Genomic DNA, 16555 nt, shown 5'->3' with positions numbered 1-16555 from the left:
TCCCCTCCTTACACCTTCTTATTGGCTTTTCGCCCCATGATTCCGGCTGGTTTAAACAGGAGCACCAATATTAGGATGGCAAAGGCGAAGGCATCCTTGTACTCAGACAAATTCACGGTCACGCCCAGTATTTCAGTTAAACCAATCACTAGTCCACCGATCATTGCTCCTGGAATGCTTCCGATTCCTCCAAGGACAGCTGCTGCAAATGCTTTAAGACCCGCTAAAAGCCCCATGTAAGGTTGAACTGCGTTAAAATAAATACCAGCTAATACTCCTGCGGCCCCTGCTAAGCCGGATCCTATGGCAAAGGTTACAGATATTACTCGGTCAATATTAACCCCCATAAGGCTGGCTGCATCCTGGTCCTGAGCACAAGCACGCATAGCTCTCCCCATTTTAGAGTACGTTACAAAAAGATGTAAGCTAAGCATCAAGAGACCGGCTACTCCGATAATTACAATCTGGTAAATAGTAATCTGGAAATCACCGATTTCAAAAATTCGATTTTCAAAAAGGGTAGGAAACCCCCTAGTATTAGGTCCCTTAACCCGAACCATTAAAGACGACAGAAAGAACGATACTCCAATAGCACTAATTAGCGCAGAAAGTCTTGATGATCGACGCAAGGGTCTATAAGCGACCCGTTCGATAACAACCCCAAGCACCATAGTTATAAACGTTGCACCTAATAACGCGACGTAAACATTAACATAATTTGTCAATGCTAAAACTAGTCCAGCATATGCGCCAAACATAAAGATTTCGCCATAAGCGAAATTAATCATACCTATGATACCGTACACCATGGTGTAGCCTAAGGCAATCAGGGCATATATACTACCTAGGGCAAGTCCGTTGACCAGCTGCTGCATCAAATTGTTCAAAATCGGCAAATTCGGCGCCCTCCTTAAATAGAAAAATTAATTGGACTATTCTGAATTTGTCTTAATGTTTTGTAGCAGCACTGGTCCTAGGACCTGGTGCTGCTACAGCTATTAGTTAAGGAAACGAATTCGAGGACAGGTTATTTTATTTCTACAGGAACCTTCTTCAATAAGGCAAACTTGCCATCTTTAACTTCTAATAGATACACTGGACTCTTAATTGGCTCACGGTTTTCTTGGAAGGTAATAGATCCAGAGACACCATCATAATTCTTAGTTTTCGCAAGGGAGTCTTTAAATTTCTCAGAATCAGCACTATTAGCATCCTTGATAGCCGTAGCTATGAGCATTAAAGCATCATACCCTTGGGCAGCAAATAGATCTGGCAATTCGTTGTTGTATTTTGCTTTATAAGCGTTAATGAACTTTTCGGTATTAGGTGTTGGTTGCTCAGGGGAGAATCCAGCATAAGAGATTGAGCCTTCTACAGCAGCTCCTCCGATTTTCATGAGATCGTCCCCTTGAAGGCCGTCTCCTCCAACCATTATTGCCTTAATCCCTACTTCACGAGCTTTCTTCATGATCAGGGCTCCCTCGGTATAGTAACCGGAAAAAACGATAACATCTGGGTTAGCCGACTTTATTTTGGTGATCTGTCCACTAAAATCCGTATCTTTATCTTGGATAAATTCTTCTATTACAACCTTACCGCCATTTGCATCAATAGCATCGCTAAAGATTTTAGATAACGATACGCTGTAATCATTGTTCTTAGAAGTAATCAAAGCCACGTTCTTCCAGCCTTTTTCTTGAATAACGTACTTCATAGTTGCAGGAGCAGCAATTGTATCAAGCAACGTATCCCGGAAAACGTATGGTCCGATTTCTACAACATTCATACCTGTCGAACCTGCAGACAAGATAACTGTCTTTTTGCTATTGGCAATCTGTCCGGCCACACGAGTGATACCCGTTGTTGGATCCCCGATAATAGCCGCAACCTTGTCTTGAGTGATCAACTTATTGGTAATGTTAATCGCCTGATCCTTTTGTCCCGCATTATCCTCTTCCACCAATTTGACCTGACGTCCGAGAACACCCTCTTTATTAAGTTCTTCTACTGCCATGTTAAGACCCTTCAACGTATTTAGGCCATACATTGCCACGTCCCCAGTCTTAGCACCCAGGAAACCAATCTTAATAGGCTCTTTGCTGTCTGCAGTCGGTGCAGTTGGTGTTGCCGCTGGCTTACTGGCCCCGCAACCACTCACCATGATCAAAGCGGACATAATTACACTCATAACAACCAGGGATTTTCTCTTCTTGTGAAACATTTTTTTCCTCCTTCTTTTTATAGATATACTGATATGTACTATTTGACAGAATTTTAGAAATCCCTGCAGTACTTTAAAAGAAATATTGTATTTTTATGTGTTTAGTGGGGATATGGTCCTTTTAATACAATAAATTATCTTAAAAAGCCTTTTGTACATACACACAACGGGCAATATGTTTAAACACTTTAAACACTTTTGTTTAAAGTGTTTAAACACCCTCTAGGCAAATAACACTTCTTAGGGTACATTTAATATACGAGGAGTGGTAATATGAAATCTCAAACCCTTTCATTACTAATGGATCAAAACGTCTCGGTCATTCAGGCCAATCAAAGTCTTCGTGAAGCTTTAGAAAAGGCGATTACCCATCATCTAGTCATCAAAGCTGAAACCCAGTTGATTGGGGTCCTTACCATAGAACAAGCTGGTATACTCACTCCAACAAACCAGTTGTTAAATGAACTCCACTGGGTACCTCCATTAATCATTGAACCAGAAATGGATACCCTCGTTTTTTGCCAAGAACACCTTAACGACTTACGTCCTGTTGTCATAATGAGTGCCAATGGAGAGCTATTAGGAGTAGTCACTCCCTCCCTTTTAGTTAAAAGTTTGTTCGGCTCCTGGAACACTTTAAATACTTTTTTCAATACCCTGCTTGATACTGTTAATGAAGCAGTCGCCGTGGTTACTCAAGAAGGGATTGTAAGCCATTGGAATTCCAACGCCCAAACTATGTACTCCATACCCGAGTACTCTATCATTGGGAAACCTATTTCTGATTTCTTTGAACCAACAGCCTTAGCAACACTGGCAATTCTTGACGAAGGACGGCCTATTCGCCAAGCTTACCACAGACCTCGTCCAGAAACACATGTTCAAATTAATGCCTCCCCTGTAATCGTAGAGGGTAAGATTGTTGGTGCAATATCAACAGAACAAGACATAACCCAAGTGGTTCGCCTCAACGAAGAATTATCCTATGCAAGTTCTCAATTGCTAGACCTCAAACAGAAAACAGCCCCTTCCAATGACCCCTTCGGCAGAATTATTGGCAAAGGCCCTTCAATCCAACATACGATATCTATCGCGCGTAAAGTTGCTAACAGCGAAGCTACTATTCTTATCACGGGAGAAAGCGGTGTAGGAAAAGAGCTCTTTGCCCAAGCAATCCATAAAGACAGTCTACGGGCTTCTAAACCTTTTATTGCTGTCAATTGTGGGGCTATACCAATGGCCCTCTTTGAAAGCGAATTATTTGGATATAGGGGTGGGGCCTTCACAGGAGCTGAACGCAAAGGTAAACCGGGTAAATTGGAATTAGCCAACGGCGGCACCCTCTTCTTAGATGAAATCGGAGAGTTGCCAACTCAGCTTCAGGTAAAATTGTTGCGGGTTTTGCAAGATAAGTGCTTCTACCGTGTAGGAGGTACAGAGCCTCTGACTGTAGATACTCGGATTGTCGCAGCAACCAACCGTGACTTAGATAAGATGATTAAAAGCGGAGAATTTCGCGAAGATCTGTACTACCGTTTAAATGTAATCGCCCTCGAAATACCGCCTCTGCGAGCTCGAACAGAAGATATTCCAGATTTGATACAAACCTTTCTCCAAGAATTTACGATTAAATACAATAAACCAATACCAACTCTCGACCCCGAGATAATGCTTAATTTCTTAAGGTATGATTGGCCTGGTAACATCCGTGAATTACGTAATGTAATTGAACGGCTGGCTATACTGGCCGAGGGCACGATACTGAATGCTCAGTATCTTCCTTCTAATCTATCGCCCTATAACACTGGCATCCCATCATCACCCTCCCCCTTAACATCCCAAATTATGCGACGAAATCTCCACACAGGGGAAAATTCGGGGGAAGTAAAACACATTGCATTCACCTTGGAAAAAACAAACGGCAACAAAACAGCCGCTGCAAAACTTCTCGGCATATCGCGTGGCACCCTTTATTATAAACTCAAACAATATGGCTTAGCCTGAGGAGAAATCCTAATAATATACATAAATATTGAAGCCGATAATCCACTTAATTGAGAATTATCGGCTTCAACAACTATTTCTTTAGCTTAGCTAAGGCATCTGCCAAGGCTGTATTTATCGGACCACTATCCTGTTGGTTCTGTAAATATTTACTGACATCTCGCTTATTTAGATTCCCCTTCTCACCTTCTTTTCGTTTTGTAAAGGCAGAAAGTTTTTCACGATACCCACAAACACAGGAGAATAGTTTGTTGTCCCCGTCGCCTTTGATCTCCATCTTTTTATGGCATTCCGGACACCTTGCATTTGAAACTTGAGAGAGCCCTTTTCGGTAACCGCATTCTCGATCTTGACAGACAAGCATCTCACCCTTTTTACCTTTTACTTGCAAAAGGTATTTTCCACACTCTGGGCACTTGTTCCTTGTCAAGTTATCATGCTTGAACGTTTGAGAACTGCCTGTCACCGTTGATACGAGTTGTGTCGCATATCCTCTTATTCCCGTCAGAAAGGATTGACTTTTAGCCCGCCCTTTACTTATTTCAGTCAACTGCTGTTCCCACTTAGCGGTCAGGACCGGGGACTTTAGTTCTGAAGGAACCAAACCGATGAGCTGGATCCCTTTTGATGTAGGAATGATCTCTTTGCCCTGTCGGCTCATATAGAAGGAATTGAAGAGTTTCTCTATGATCTCTGCACGTGTTGCAGGGGTTCCCAGTCCATGACTTTGGTCCATCGCTTCCCGCAATTTCAAATCTCCAATTAATTTCCCCGGATGTTCCATCGCTGACAGCAATGTAGCCTCAGTGTGTCTTGCGGGCGGTTTAGTTTTACCGGACATCAACTTAACAGAGGGGTTTTTGAACATATCCCCCTTGCGAATTTCTGGGAGAGTTTGTTCTTCCTCCCCTTCTCCATTTGCTGACTCATCATCAAAGTGACCCTGACCTTCGTATACCTTTCGCCACCCTTTAAGCTTCACTATTTTTCCTTTGGCGCTAAAGAGCTCCCCGTTAATAGCTACCTTAACGAAGGTTTGTTCATATTCAAACGCTGGTGAAAGAACGGCAAGAAACCGTTTAACAATCAAATCATAAATTTTCAGTTCCTCCGAACTAAGCCTAGACAGCGTTGGGGGCTGTTCTGTCGGGATAATTGCGTGGTGATCGGAAACCTTCGATCCATCAACAAAGCGTTTTGTGATGATAAGTTTGTTTCGTAAAATGCTTCGAGCTAAATCTACATAAGGTCCCAAAGCAACGCTTTTTAGGCGTTCGGGTAAGGTGGATACGATATCTTCACTAATATGACGAGAATCTGTGCGTGGATAGGTCACTAGTTTATGATTCTCGTATAATTGTTGCATCACTGAGGACGTAGTCTTGGCTGAAAAACCATATTTGCGATTAGCATCCCGTTGAAGCTCCGTTAGATCATAGGCCAGGGGAGGAAGTTCTTTTTTCCCTTCTTTTTTAACCTCGACCACTTCTCCGGTTTTTCCAGACACTTTAGCTAGCAACGCCTCCGCTTTATTCTTATCAAAGATCCGGGTTTGACCACTTTGATCTTGCCAGCGGAGTGTAAAGCCATTTGTCAAAACGTTAATCGACCAAAAATCTTTAGGAACAAATTGTTTAATTTCAGTCTCTCGTTCAACTATCATCGCCAAGGTAGGAGTTTGCACCCTCCCCGCGGAAAGCTGGGCATTGTATTTACAGGTCAACGCTCTAGTAACGTTTAACCCGACTAACCAATCTGCTTCCGCACGACATTCTGCGGCGGCGTATAAAGACTCGTACTCTTTACCTGGTTTTAAATTGTTAAACCCCTCTTTGATGGCCCGCTCAGTTAAGGAAGAAATCCACAGTCTTTTGATAGGCTTTCTCCATCCGGCTTTTTTTATTATCCAGCGTGCTACCAATTCCCCTTCCCTGCCCGCATCTGTCGCGATAATCAGGTCCACAAATTCCGCGCTCTTCATAAGGTTTTTAACCACGCCAAATTGCTTAGAGGTTTCTTTCATAACGACTAATTCCATCTTAGCAGGCAACATCGGCAAATCCTCTATCTTCCAGGACTTATATTTTTCGTCGTACATTTCCGGGTCAGCTAAAGTCACTAAATGCCCTAGAGCCCATACTACCACGTATTTTGCGCCGATGAAGCATCCGTTGCCCTTTTGATTGCAATTGAGGATTCTCGCGATTTCACGACCAACTGACGGTTTTTCCGTTAATATTAGTGTCTTTCCCATGTCATAGCTCCTCATCTTTTTGTCTTAACAACATATTCTCAGGTTTTCTCTTAACCTTAATTCACTTAAATCCTAAATAGAATATTATATTGACTTTTCGGACAATCACTTTGTTCTTGTTTTACATATTTAGCAACAACACAGCTAACTGCTCCGTCTATATACAGAATCCTTTTTTATTTGGACTTAAATCTGCTTCGAATCTCGAATTTCGATTAATACGGGCCTTGACGGAGAAGTGTTTCTTTTGGGACACTTCTCTGATAGTTGACAATGATTAGGCCAAGTGCGACTAAGGCTAAGGCCATGAACATATTGACTGTTAAACGTTCCCCTGGAATTATTAAAGCAGACAAAATAGCTCCGGAGACAGGTGTCATAAACTTGTAAACACTAATTTCTCCCGCCTTATTGTATTTTAAAATTGCATACCATAAAGAAAAAGCGGCAGCAGAAAGAAAGGCGGAATAAACTAGGAGCAGAACAGCTTTATTCGAAAAAACCAAAGTGTGAGGTTTCAACCCCGGTATTCCGACCGCAATAAGAAGCAGAGATCCTAATAACATTTGCCACCCCGTCAGAACAAAGGGATGAACCTCTTTCGAAATCCGTTTTGCTAAGATTGTCCCTAAAGCGCTCACAAGGCCGGATAAGATCATGAATCCTTCGCCTTGCCATGAGAAATCCAGAGTAAAGTCTTGACCTGAATTAATCAAGATAATCCCCACTAAACCAGCAATTAAACCCAATACTTTGCGAAAATCTAATCGATCATCGCAATAAACGAAGTGGGCTAAGACCACAACAAAAAAAGTACTTGCCGAAGATAAAATTGCGGCTTTCATCCCGGAGGTGTGAGCTAATCCATTATAGAAAAAAAAGTATTGCAAACTGATTTGCAGTAAACCCAGTAAAAAAAGTTGAGGTAAGATAGTTCCTCTTACCTTTAGCGACTGCTGAAATCCCACCACAGTTAAAAGAAAAATCAAAATTGCGGCCAAAAAGAAGCGTATTCCAGCGAATACTATAATCGCGGAACGATCGTCCGGCAGTATACCGAGTTCTAAATAGCTTACTTTTAAGACTGGAAAGGCACTCCCCCAAAGAACAGCGCAAAAAAGGGCAATAACGATGACCCAATATCTATTAGTTAAGTAATGTCTTAGACCATGTTCTTTTCTTGGTAAAATCAAGTTCATTTTTTGTCCTTCCGATTATCAATTCTACTTTTCCATCTTTAAATAATAGTCCTTATCGTAGAAATGGTCAAATTACATTGCTTTACCATGCCACTTTGAACCATACAGCAGTCTCATCATAAAACGCAAAAAGAACCTAACGTTAGGTTCTCTGCTGTATAAACCCCTTACTGCCATATCCTTTAGCCCACTTAGTTATCTTTAAACAACGCTAACTCTTAAGATTGAATTACATCCACCCATTGAGCCTTTGTCAATTCTTCTAATTCTTCCACGGTTAACTTTATAGCAGTATTTGAAGCACCGGCAGCCGGAAAAACTTGGGTATAAGATTTCAGTGAATGATCCAGATAAATAGGTATCGGATGCTTCAATCCAAACGGACAAACCCCGCCTACCGGATGCCCTGTTGCCTCAGATACTTCCTCCGCTTCAGGCATCTTTGCCTTAGTATGGAAAATTTCTTTGAACTTTCTATTATCAAGCCGCTTATCACCGGCCATTAGGATCATGATAAAATCGTCTTTCACTTTAAATAGCAATGACTTAGCGATTTCTCCCGGGGTTACTCCCAAAGCATCCGCTGCCTTTGCTACAGTACTTGTATCCTGAAACTTTAATATCTTAATATCTTTTTTGTTCTGCTCTAAAAAAGCAGCTACTGACTCCACAGACATAACCCGAATCCTCCAATTATTTATGATTCGCCCAACATAAATCTTCATTTAGACAGATTATTGCTTTTGAATACATTACCCGATCAATGACAAATTGCATGTTAACCTGGCGAAGAGACTGCGACACACATTTAATGTTAATATCATTTTTAGCCAAGGCATTAGCGGCTCTGGCTAGAATCCGAGGCATAGCAATATTTGAGCCGATACAACAAACAATCGCAGCTTCCTGGACTGTAACCGTTCGATACTCAGCTTCTAATTCAGCTACCAAGGATTCAGCAAGATCTGCCTGCCATATTACGAGGGAAATGCTATTAGCATTTGTGGTTTTCATGATATAGCTAATATTATACTTTTTAAACTTCTTCATAATTTCCAGATCGAATCCTGTTTCACCTACCATAGATGTATCGTGAATTTCTAAGATAATTATTTTATCCGAACCGGCGATAATTTCGATCTTCGCCTGGGGACCAATATAATCGTTTGAAATAACTGTTCCAGGGTGGTTAGGTTCAAAGGTGTTCTTAATTCGAAGGTTTATTTCAGCCATTTCTAATGGTTTAGACGCATTTGGATGAATTGCTTCCATGCCTATATCAGCAAGTTGGTCTGCAACATCGTAATTTGTCCTGCCCACTGGAATTGCCTTATCTACACCCACAATTTTGGGATCAGCTGATGACAAATGATATTCTTTATGGATAATTGCTTCATCTGCATGAAGATGGGTTGCGATCTTTGAAAAGGTTATTTCAGAGTATCCCCTTTCGTATTCTCGCATAATTCCCTCGATCCCTTTTGTATAACCAGTTGCCACAATGATCGCTTCATGAGGATTTATGTTCTTGAAAGACTTTTCAATACGTTCACTAATTGAGAGTTGTTTAGAATCTCGGAAACCCGTTAGGTCAACCAACTCGGCGAGAATTCCATTATTACGAAGAATATTCACCGTATTGAAAGCGGAATGCGCCTCTCCTATCGATGCCAGTAACTCTCTCGCGGCAGAATAGATACTGTCTCGTCCCACATAACCGGAAGCAACAATATCTTCCATACTATTAAGATATGCCTTCGTTTGCACAACTCGTTCTACTAAAAAATCTCGACACACTTTAGAATCCAGGCCAAGTTTAGTAAAAGTTTCATTGATATCCAAGGCCATACCTAACAAGTCATCCATAGCTGATTCATAATCTTCGCCTTTGATAAATCGTTGATAAACTCCCGGAGCTTTGGTCTTTTTATCTTCGAGAAGCATATTGGTTACCCCTGCATATGCCGAGACAACGAATACTCTTCCATAACGAAAACCTTCTGAACTTGGAAAGCCGATTATATCCTTGAGTACATTTTGAAATTGCAACATAGATGTTCCACCGATTTTCTCCACAGTTAACATAAAATTATTCGAACCTCTCTTCTGTATTTCTTATTTCTGCACTATCATAATTCGTCGAAACTCAGCACATTCCTTCAAACGCTTAGAATTTAATGCAATCCAATAAATCCCCTGCACCGATTGTACCAATTATACGCTAAAACTAGCCTATGATCCAATTTTAAGGATATTTGAACATATTTGCGATACAATGTTAGGCTCAAGTATTCCTGCAAATATCCCGACATAAACCAAAGAAAGCCATCAGATGTATAATAACATCGATGACTTCTCCACTTTGCAGTTAATTGCTATCTTAAAACAAATTCTCTCTTGTTAAAGGGCTACACCCCTTAGTGAATTAACCTTAGGCAATACTCAGCCTGTACTTGAGCGATATTGGGTTGAATTCTGTACGACGTTTACGTCGTTCAACTAAATAATCAAGAACTCGCTCGGGCGAAGTGTTAAGAATCTGCTGTTCAGAAATCCCGGTCTCCCTCACCAACTCTAACGCTTCGTTAAACTCGCCGACTCGGTCCCAAAAGTGAGCATCGCTTCCCAAAATTACCGGGCTTTTATACTTTGACATGTAGCGGGCAATAGAATTGCAATTATTCCTTGCTCTGTCCTTTCCACTAATCGTTGCAAGTGAACTGTTATTGACCTCCATAGGGACGTTCAAAAGGGCAGAAGCGTGTGCGATCTTTTCGAGATCCATCTCAAAATCAGGTCGACCTGGATGAACCATTATATCTATATAGGGATTTAACATTGCCTTGAGATAAGCTTGAGTATTTTGTTCGCATGTCCCACCTGGATAACAAATGGGATGCAACCCTGCGAGGATAAGCTTCAGTTGCTCTAAATATCTCATCGGCATATCTAAATCGCCTTCATAGTTCGTGATATTAGCTTCAACACCAGGTAAAATTTTAACCCCGAATAGCTCATCTGGAAGGATTGATAAGTTGTCAAAATGAAAAAGGTGAGGAGCACCTGGCATTTTGGGGCCGTGGTCTGTCATTCCCAATAATTTAATTCCTCGGCGAGAAGCTGCCAGTGCATTTTCTGTTACAGTACTGTACGCATGTCCGCTGGCAATGGTATGGGTATGCAAATCAACTAACAGTTCCATTTTTTACACCTCATCACTTTTCTAAAATTAGTCTCTTAAATCTCCGTATAACTTATTATATAGGCTGATTGTTAAAAAGGAATTATCGCTAGGTAAAGTTTGGGTTAAGGATTTAGACTAAATATATGTTGGCATTTGTTTTAATTGTTAATTTTTATCTCCTATTTGGATATAACTATTATGTTAGTGTTTAAGTATGTAAATTGATTATTTTCTACTTATAGCTAAAGAACAGTGAGGTGTTAAATGGATACCCTTTTATTAAAGAATTGTCTGACCATCAACCCAGAAACCGGTGAAAAAATAGTTCGTGACATTTTAATTGAAAATGGAATCATTAGCCAAATCTCTCAAACTATCGAGAATCCTCCTTCAACTTGTAAAACATACGAGATTGGAGAACGTTATGTACTGCCGGGATTAATCGATTGCCATACACATTTAGGCATCATTGAGGAGGCTATTGGTAATATAGGGGTCGATAACAATGAGACATCTGACTCTGTTACCCCACATTTACGAGGTCTAGATGCCATTAACCCGCAGGACATAGCTTTTAGGGATGCTATTCGAGCAGGAGTCACAACGGTGATGACTGGTCCAGGAAGTAATAACGCTATAGGTGGATTAAACTTAGTTATTAAAACCCATGGTAACATTATTGACCAGATGATTGTTAGAAGTCCGGCTGGTCTTAAAATCTCGCTCGGTGAAAACCCTATGGCTACTTATGGAGCACATGGTAAGTGCCCTGTCACGAGAATGGGCATCACTGGATTAATAAGAGATTTATTTATGAGAGCTCAGGATTATTTAGAATTAAAGAGATCGGGCAAGATAGATTACAGGGATATCCGCTTAGAAGCAGTAATCTCTGTATTAAGTGGCGATATTTCATTGCGGGCTCACGCTCACAGAGCAGACGATATTGTTACTGCTGTGAGGATTGCCGAAGAGTTTAAGATTAAAAAGCTTGTGGTTGAGCATGGTACAGAGGCCCATTTAGTCGCTGATTACTTAGTTGAAAGAAATATCCCCGTTGCATTTGGCCCTATGCTTACACCTCGGATCAAGATGGAGCTGAAGGCTAGAAATTACAATTCAGTGTTGAAACTAACCGAAGCGGGTGTTAAAGTTTCCTTAATCTCAGATCATCCGTACAATTCCATCGATCAACTAAGGACAGTGGCAGGACTTGCTATCTCCGAAGGTCTTTCCGAACTGGACGCGTTAAGATGCCTGACAGTCCATCCAGCTGAATTGCTGGATTGCGACAATCGAATAGGGAAGCTTCAAGAAGGGTTTGATGCTGATATCGCCATCTATACTGGTGACCCCTTCAACACCATGTCCAAAGTTATGATGACCTTAGCCAGTGGAAAAATAGTCTATCAAAAGGACTAATATATTAAATAAGTGAGGGGCTGAAACAAACCATTCAGTTCATTTCAGCCCCATTTTATTCGAGTTGTATAACAAGAGGATCGTTCAAACCTTCTTAGATTTTTTTGTGGATCACTTCATACTAACTTCATTAAAATAGCGACTTGAATTTGCTAAAATAAAAAGTGGATTCCGCAAGTAATCAATTGGGTACAAATCATCTCTTGCAGAAATGAGTGCCATAATCTTAGCAACCTTTGTTGACGGATCAATCATTAAAATGACAAAGGCATCTTTTTTTGCAGATAAAGGATAAATAACATTGTTTTTATTAAAAACATCATGGTGTGCATCCAAGGTAAGAACTCTAAAATCACAATTACGCCAACGAGTATCATAAAGTTTAAAAGCCTGATGTGCAACCAGAGTTAAAAAGATGTCCTCGGTCAAAGATAGTTCGATTCCCATCATATAACCTTCACCATCTAGATCATTCCAATATTCACAATGAAACGCCTTATCAACAGCCTCTCTATATGTCTTCGTGGCCAAACGCATTTGACTCAAACTTTGGCCCATGCTGAGCCATTTAATTCTTGGAATGTTAAGAGTGTTCACATCATAGTAAAGACCGATATCACTTTTTTCGAGGGTATAGTCGTCAACAGTTTCATTAGGCATTAGGTAGATATAGCCCATTTGCATGTTATTATCGCAGGTAATAAGCAAGGAACATCCCCCCCTAAGCTTCGAATTCCAGTCTCATTATTCTTATATTGATTCTGCGCAGTTGTACCTTTTTCCTCTATCTTCAATGATACAATATTCGACATACCTTTACAACTCGGCAGTTTACAGTAACTAGAGTCATAACAGCGTAATCATAACAGGACTGAAATTGGGTTATTGAACCGCCCAAATGAGAACTCCCTCTTATTAGACGAGCAGCTATCAACTATGATATTCTTAGTTAATCTCCACACACGGAAATATACTGTCAAAGGAGTATTGTATGTCTCGTTTTATTCTCACTGAACAAATAATTCTAGATCTTGCAGATAATGATCGTGTATATAGAAAGGGCCTGTCTTATTACATGGCAGGCAGAGTGATAAATTTCACCTTTTCACCCGATAAAGGGCTTGTTAATGCTTCAGTCGTAGGCGGTTTACGGTACGTAGTACAACTTGCCTTTGAACGTGAGGGCTCGATTCGCTCTTACCGTTGCACCTGCCCCGCCTTCACAGACTATCCAGGAGCATGCAAACATGTTATAGCTGTACTGAAGGCTTCCCAAGCAAAATTACCCGTTGCCTGGCCGGCTCCCATCGCCCTGAACCACGTTGTTAACGACCTTCTTGCTGCCTTCGCCAATCATCCCCAGGAGACCCTCTTGGATAAGTTAACTATGAACGTGGAACTTCAAACCATGCCGAACCACAGGCTTTCTACTCATCTGCAACTGAAATTGGGTCTTCAACGCCTCTATGTTGTTAAAGACATAGGACAATTACTTAAGGCTATTAAAACAGGACAATCACTGGAATTTGGCAAGCAATTTACTTTTGAACCTGCAAGGCAGACCTTCAAAGAAGAAGACCGCGCTGTGATTACTATGCTGCAGGAAATGTTCGACCAGCATACAGCCTTAACTGAAATGCAGGGCCCGTATTATTCCACAGCGGTGTTAAACCAAAAAGCATTGCCTTTAACTGGTTATTACCTAACCAAATTTTTAGACGCCCTGGGGGACAAAATGTTTCTTTGGGGAATCGGATCCAGTCCTCTAGAGCCCACCCAGATTGTTCGGGATGGGTTACCCATGGAATTCTCTTTACAGTTACAAGGTCAAGATCTCGCTTTAGCCCTAGAAACGGATGAGGTGCCCCTTCTACTTACGCGAGATGGCAATTATTACGCCTACCAAAATAAAATTTACCAAGCCTCTCTTACTCAGAAGGACCTGCTCCCTCCAATTATAACTGCACTTCGTGAAGGGGCTAAAACCCATATTGTTATTCCTTCAGCACAGAAGGAGTTTTTCGCCTCAGAAGCCTTACCCTTGATTGGAAAACTGGGGCAAGTTTCAATCGATCCCCTCCTTGAAGACAAATTCGCCTATCAGGATTTACAAGCCAAGATCTATCTTGATCGCGCATCAGATATCGGTATTACAGCCCGCTTAGAATTTCACTATGGGAATACCATCATAAACCCATTTGCCTCAACTCGAGAAACCGTCAATGATTTCGATGCCAATGATGTAATTCTTATTCGTTCTGCAGAAAAAGAACGCAGAATTATAAGTATTCTCGAACATGCTGATTTTACAGTCTCTAAAGGAAGCATCCACCTTGAAGAGGATGAAAAAATCTTTGAATTTACCGTCAACTGGCTTCCCCAACTTCGGGACCTGGCTGAACTGTACTATTCTGATCAATTTAAGCTGAAAATACGTACTGCAACCACTTTTTCCGGTCATGTTCGGTTAGATGAAACTTTAGACATATTGGAAATCTCCTTCCAATATAATGATATCCCCCAAGACGAATTGGCCAGTATTTTCGATTCTCTCCATTTAAAGAAAAAATATCATCGCCTTCGTGACGGTTCATTCCTCGACCTGAATCAGCCCGAATTAACAACAGTTGCTGAACTCTTAGATAACTTAAACCTTGGTGCCGATGATCTAAACAAGAAACTGCTCAATTTACCCAAATACAGAGCAATGTACATAGACAGTTTTTTACGTCAGGCTAACCTCCCGGGAGTACAGCGGAATAAGGCCTTTAAGCAATTGGTGCAAAGCATTCTCGAACCCCAAGATGGAGAGTTTGAAATCCCTGCAGAACTACAAAATATCTTAAGAGATTATCAGAAGACCGGTTTTAAGTGGTTGAAGACTTTAGCCGCCTTTGGATTAGGCGGTATCCTGGCCGATGATATGGGGTTAGGAAAGACCCTGCAAGTCCTCTCTTTTATTTTGTCAGAAAAACCAACCGCCAAAGGACCGGCTCTCGTCATCGCCCCTACCTCTTTGATCTATAATTGGCAAGAAGAAGCAAAGAAATTCACTCCCGCCCTGCGAGTGCTAGTCGTAGAAGGTACTCCCCAAGAAAGACAGGCTCTTTTAAAGAATTTAGAAACCCATTGGGACTTGGTGGTTACTTCCTACCCCATACTGCGGCGAGACATTGATGAATTTGCCAAGGTTGAGTTTTCATACTGTTTCTTAGATGAGGCACAACATACTAAAAATCCTCAAACACTTAACGCTAAATCAACTCAACAAATTCAAGCGAAAGGGTATTTCGCTTTAACAGGAACACCCATTGAAAACGCTCTTTCCGAACTCTGGTCCCTCTTCAATTTCGTAATGCCGGGATATCTCCTTACTCTCCAAGAATTTCGAAAGCAATACGAAATTCCAATTATCAAAGGCGAGAACCCTGCCGTCATTACAGAATTAAGTCGGCATGTTAATCCCTTTATTTTACGACGTCTAAAAAAGGACGTGCTAAAAGAGCTCCCTGACAAGATCGAAACCCAACTAAATGCTCCCTTGACAGAAGAACAAAAAAAGCTATATGTCGCCTATTTGCAAGAAGCAAAAAGCAAAATAGCCCAAGAAATTGCCACAGTGGGTTTTAACAAAAGTCACATGAAGATTCTGGCAGCCCTGACCAGGCTTAGACAAATTTGCTGTCATCCTTCAATGTTCATTGAAAATTACACTGGTGAAAGCGGTAAGATGCTACTTTTGCAGGAAATCCTCACGGATGCTCTAGACAGCGGCCACCGCATTTTAATATTCTCTCAGTTCACAACCATGTTAGATATTATTCAAAGCCATCTCATTTCCGAGAATATCGAGCATTTCTATCTTTCGGGTTCTACTAAAGCAGTTGAACGTTTGAACATGGCCAATTCATTCAATTCCAATCAAGGCAAGGTCTTCCTGATTTCCTTAAAAGCTGGCGGCACAGGATTAAACCTGACTGGGGCGGACATGGTTATTCACTACGACCCATGGTGGAATCCCGCTGTTGAAGATCAAGCTACAGATCGAGCTCACCGCATCGGCCAAAATAACGCTGTTCAAGTGATCAAACTTATTACCCAAGGAACCATCGAAGAAAAAATCAACGTCTTACAAGCAAGGAAAAAGAAGCTGGTTGATTCAGTTATTCAGCCTGGAGAAACCATGCTCTCCAAGCTAACCGAAAGTGAGCTTAGAGAGCTCTTCGATATACCTTGATGCTCAAATGTTAATAAAATTGATAATAAAATCA

General features: G+C 41.2%; 11 protein-coding genes. 3 read left to right on the top strand and 8 right to left on the bottom strand.

Features of this window, described 5'->3' with window-relative positions; translation table 11 throughout:
• Positions 1 to 8: 8 nt before the first annotated feature.
• Both M8E35_RS12795 and M8E35_RS12790 read right to left on the bottom strand, forming a co-directional pair.
• On the bottom strand, positions 9 to 896 hold the full coding sequence (locus M8E35_RS12795) for a branched-chain amino acid ABC transporter permease (protein ID WP_252469517.1): 888 nt from the start codon (positions 894 to 896) through the stop codon (positions 9 to 11).
• 131 nt (positions 897 to 1027) lie between these two features.
• Positions 1028 to 2221, bottom strand: coding sequence for an ABC transporter substrate-binding protein (locus M8E35_RS12790; protein WP_252469516.1), 1194 nt, complete (start codon positions 2219 to 2221; stop codon positions 1028 to 1030).
• Between the two features lie 273 nt (positions 2222 to 2494).
• Between M8E35_RS12790 and M8E35_RS12785 the strand changes: the two genes are divergently transcribed.
• Positions 2495 to 4225, top strand: coding sequence for a sigma 54-interacting transcriptional regulator (locus tag M8E35_RS12785; protein ID WP_252469515.1), 1731 nt, complete (start codon positions 2495 to 2497; stop codon positions 4223 to 4225).
• A 73-nt stretch (positions 4226 to 4298) separates the two neighbouring features.
• Here M8E35_RS12785 and M8E35_RS12780 read toward each other — a convergent pair whose 3' ends face one another.
• The 5 genes from M8E35_RS12780 to M8E35_RS12760 form a co-directional block, all read right to left on the bottom strand.
• Positions 4299 to 6479: a DNA topoisomerase III gene (locus tag M8E35_RS12780; RefSeq protein WP_252469514.1), complete on the bottom strand. Its 2181-nt coding sequence runs from the start codon at positions 6477 to 6479 to the stop codon at positions 4299 to 4301.
• 215 nt (positions 6480 to 6694) lie between these two features.
• Positions 6695 to 7678 (bottom strand): DMT family transporter, encoded by a 984-nt coding sequence (locus M8E35_RS12775; protein WP_252469513.1) that lies wholly within the window; start codon positions 7676 to 7678, stop codon positions 6695 to 6697.
• A gap of 218 nt (positions 7679 to 7896) precedes the next feature.
• Positions 7897 to 8355 carry a YbaK/EbsC family protein gene (locus tag M8E35_RS12770; RefSeq protein WP_252469512.1) on the bottom strand — a complete coding sequence of 153 codons (459 nt, stop codon included), beginning with the start codon at positions 8353 to 8355 and terminating at the stop codon, positions 7897 to 7899.
• 16 nt (positions 8356 to 8371) lie between these two features.
• Positions 8372 to 9763, bottom strand: a complete 1392-nt coding sequence (locus tag M8E35_RS12765; protein WP_252469511.1) for an aspartate kinase — start codon at positions 9761 to 9763, stop codon at positions 8372 to 8374.
• 346 nt (positions 9764 to 10109) lie between these two features.
• Entirely contained in the window at positions 10110 to 10880 is a 771-nt protein-coding gene (locus M8E35_RS12760) for a phosphatase (protein WP_252469510.1), read from the bottom strand.
• A gap of 246 nt (positions 10881 to 11126) precedes the next feature.
• Between M8E35_RS12760 and M8E35_RS12755 the strand changes: the two genes are divergently transcribed.
• Complete coding sequence (locus tag M8E35_RS12755; RefSeq protein ID WP_252469509.1) at positions 11127 to 12284, top strand: amidohydrolase; 1158 nt, start codon at positions 11127 to 11129, stop codon at positions 12282 to 12284.
• 111 nt (positions 12285 to 12395) lie between these two features.
• Here M8E35_RS12755 and M8E35_RS12750 read toward each other — a convergent pair whose 3' ends face one another.
• On the bottom strand, positions 12396 to 12992 hold the full coding sequence (locus tag M8E35_RS12750; protein ID WP_252469508.1) for a hypothetical protein: 597 nt from the start codon (positions 12990 to 12992) through the stop codon (positions 12396 to 12398).
• A gap of 283 nt (positions 12993 to 13275) precedes the next feature.
• Between M8E35_RS12750 and M8E35_RS12745 the strand changes: the two genes are divergently transcribed.
• Entirely contained in the window at positions 13276 to 16521 is a 3246-nt protein-coding gene (locus M8E35_RS12745; RefSeq protein ID WP_252469506.1) for a DEAD/DEAH box helicase, read from the top strand.
• Positions 16522 to 16555 lie beyond the last annotated feature (34 nt).

The sequence above is a fragment of the Desulfosporosinus nitroreducens genome (genome assembly GCF_023897015.1).
Taxonomy (GTDB): domain Bacteria; phylum Bacillota; class Desulfitobacteriia; order Desulfitobacteriales; family Desulfitobacteriaceae; genus Desulfosporosinus; species Desulfosporosinus nitroreducens.
The sequence above is the reverse complement of the archived record's forward strand: the minus strand, read 5'-3'. Positions and strand labels throughout refer to the sequence as shown.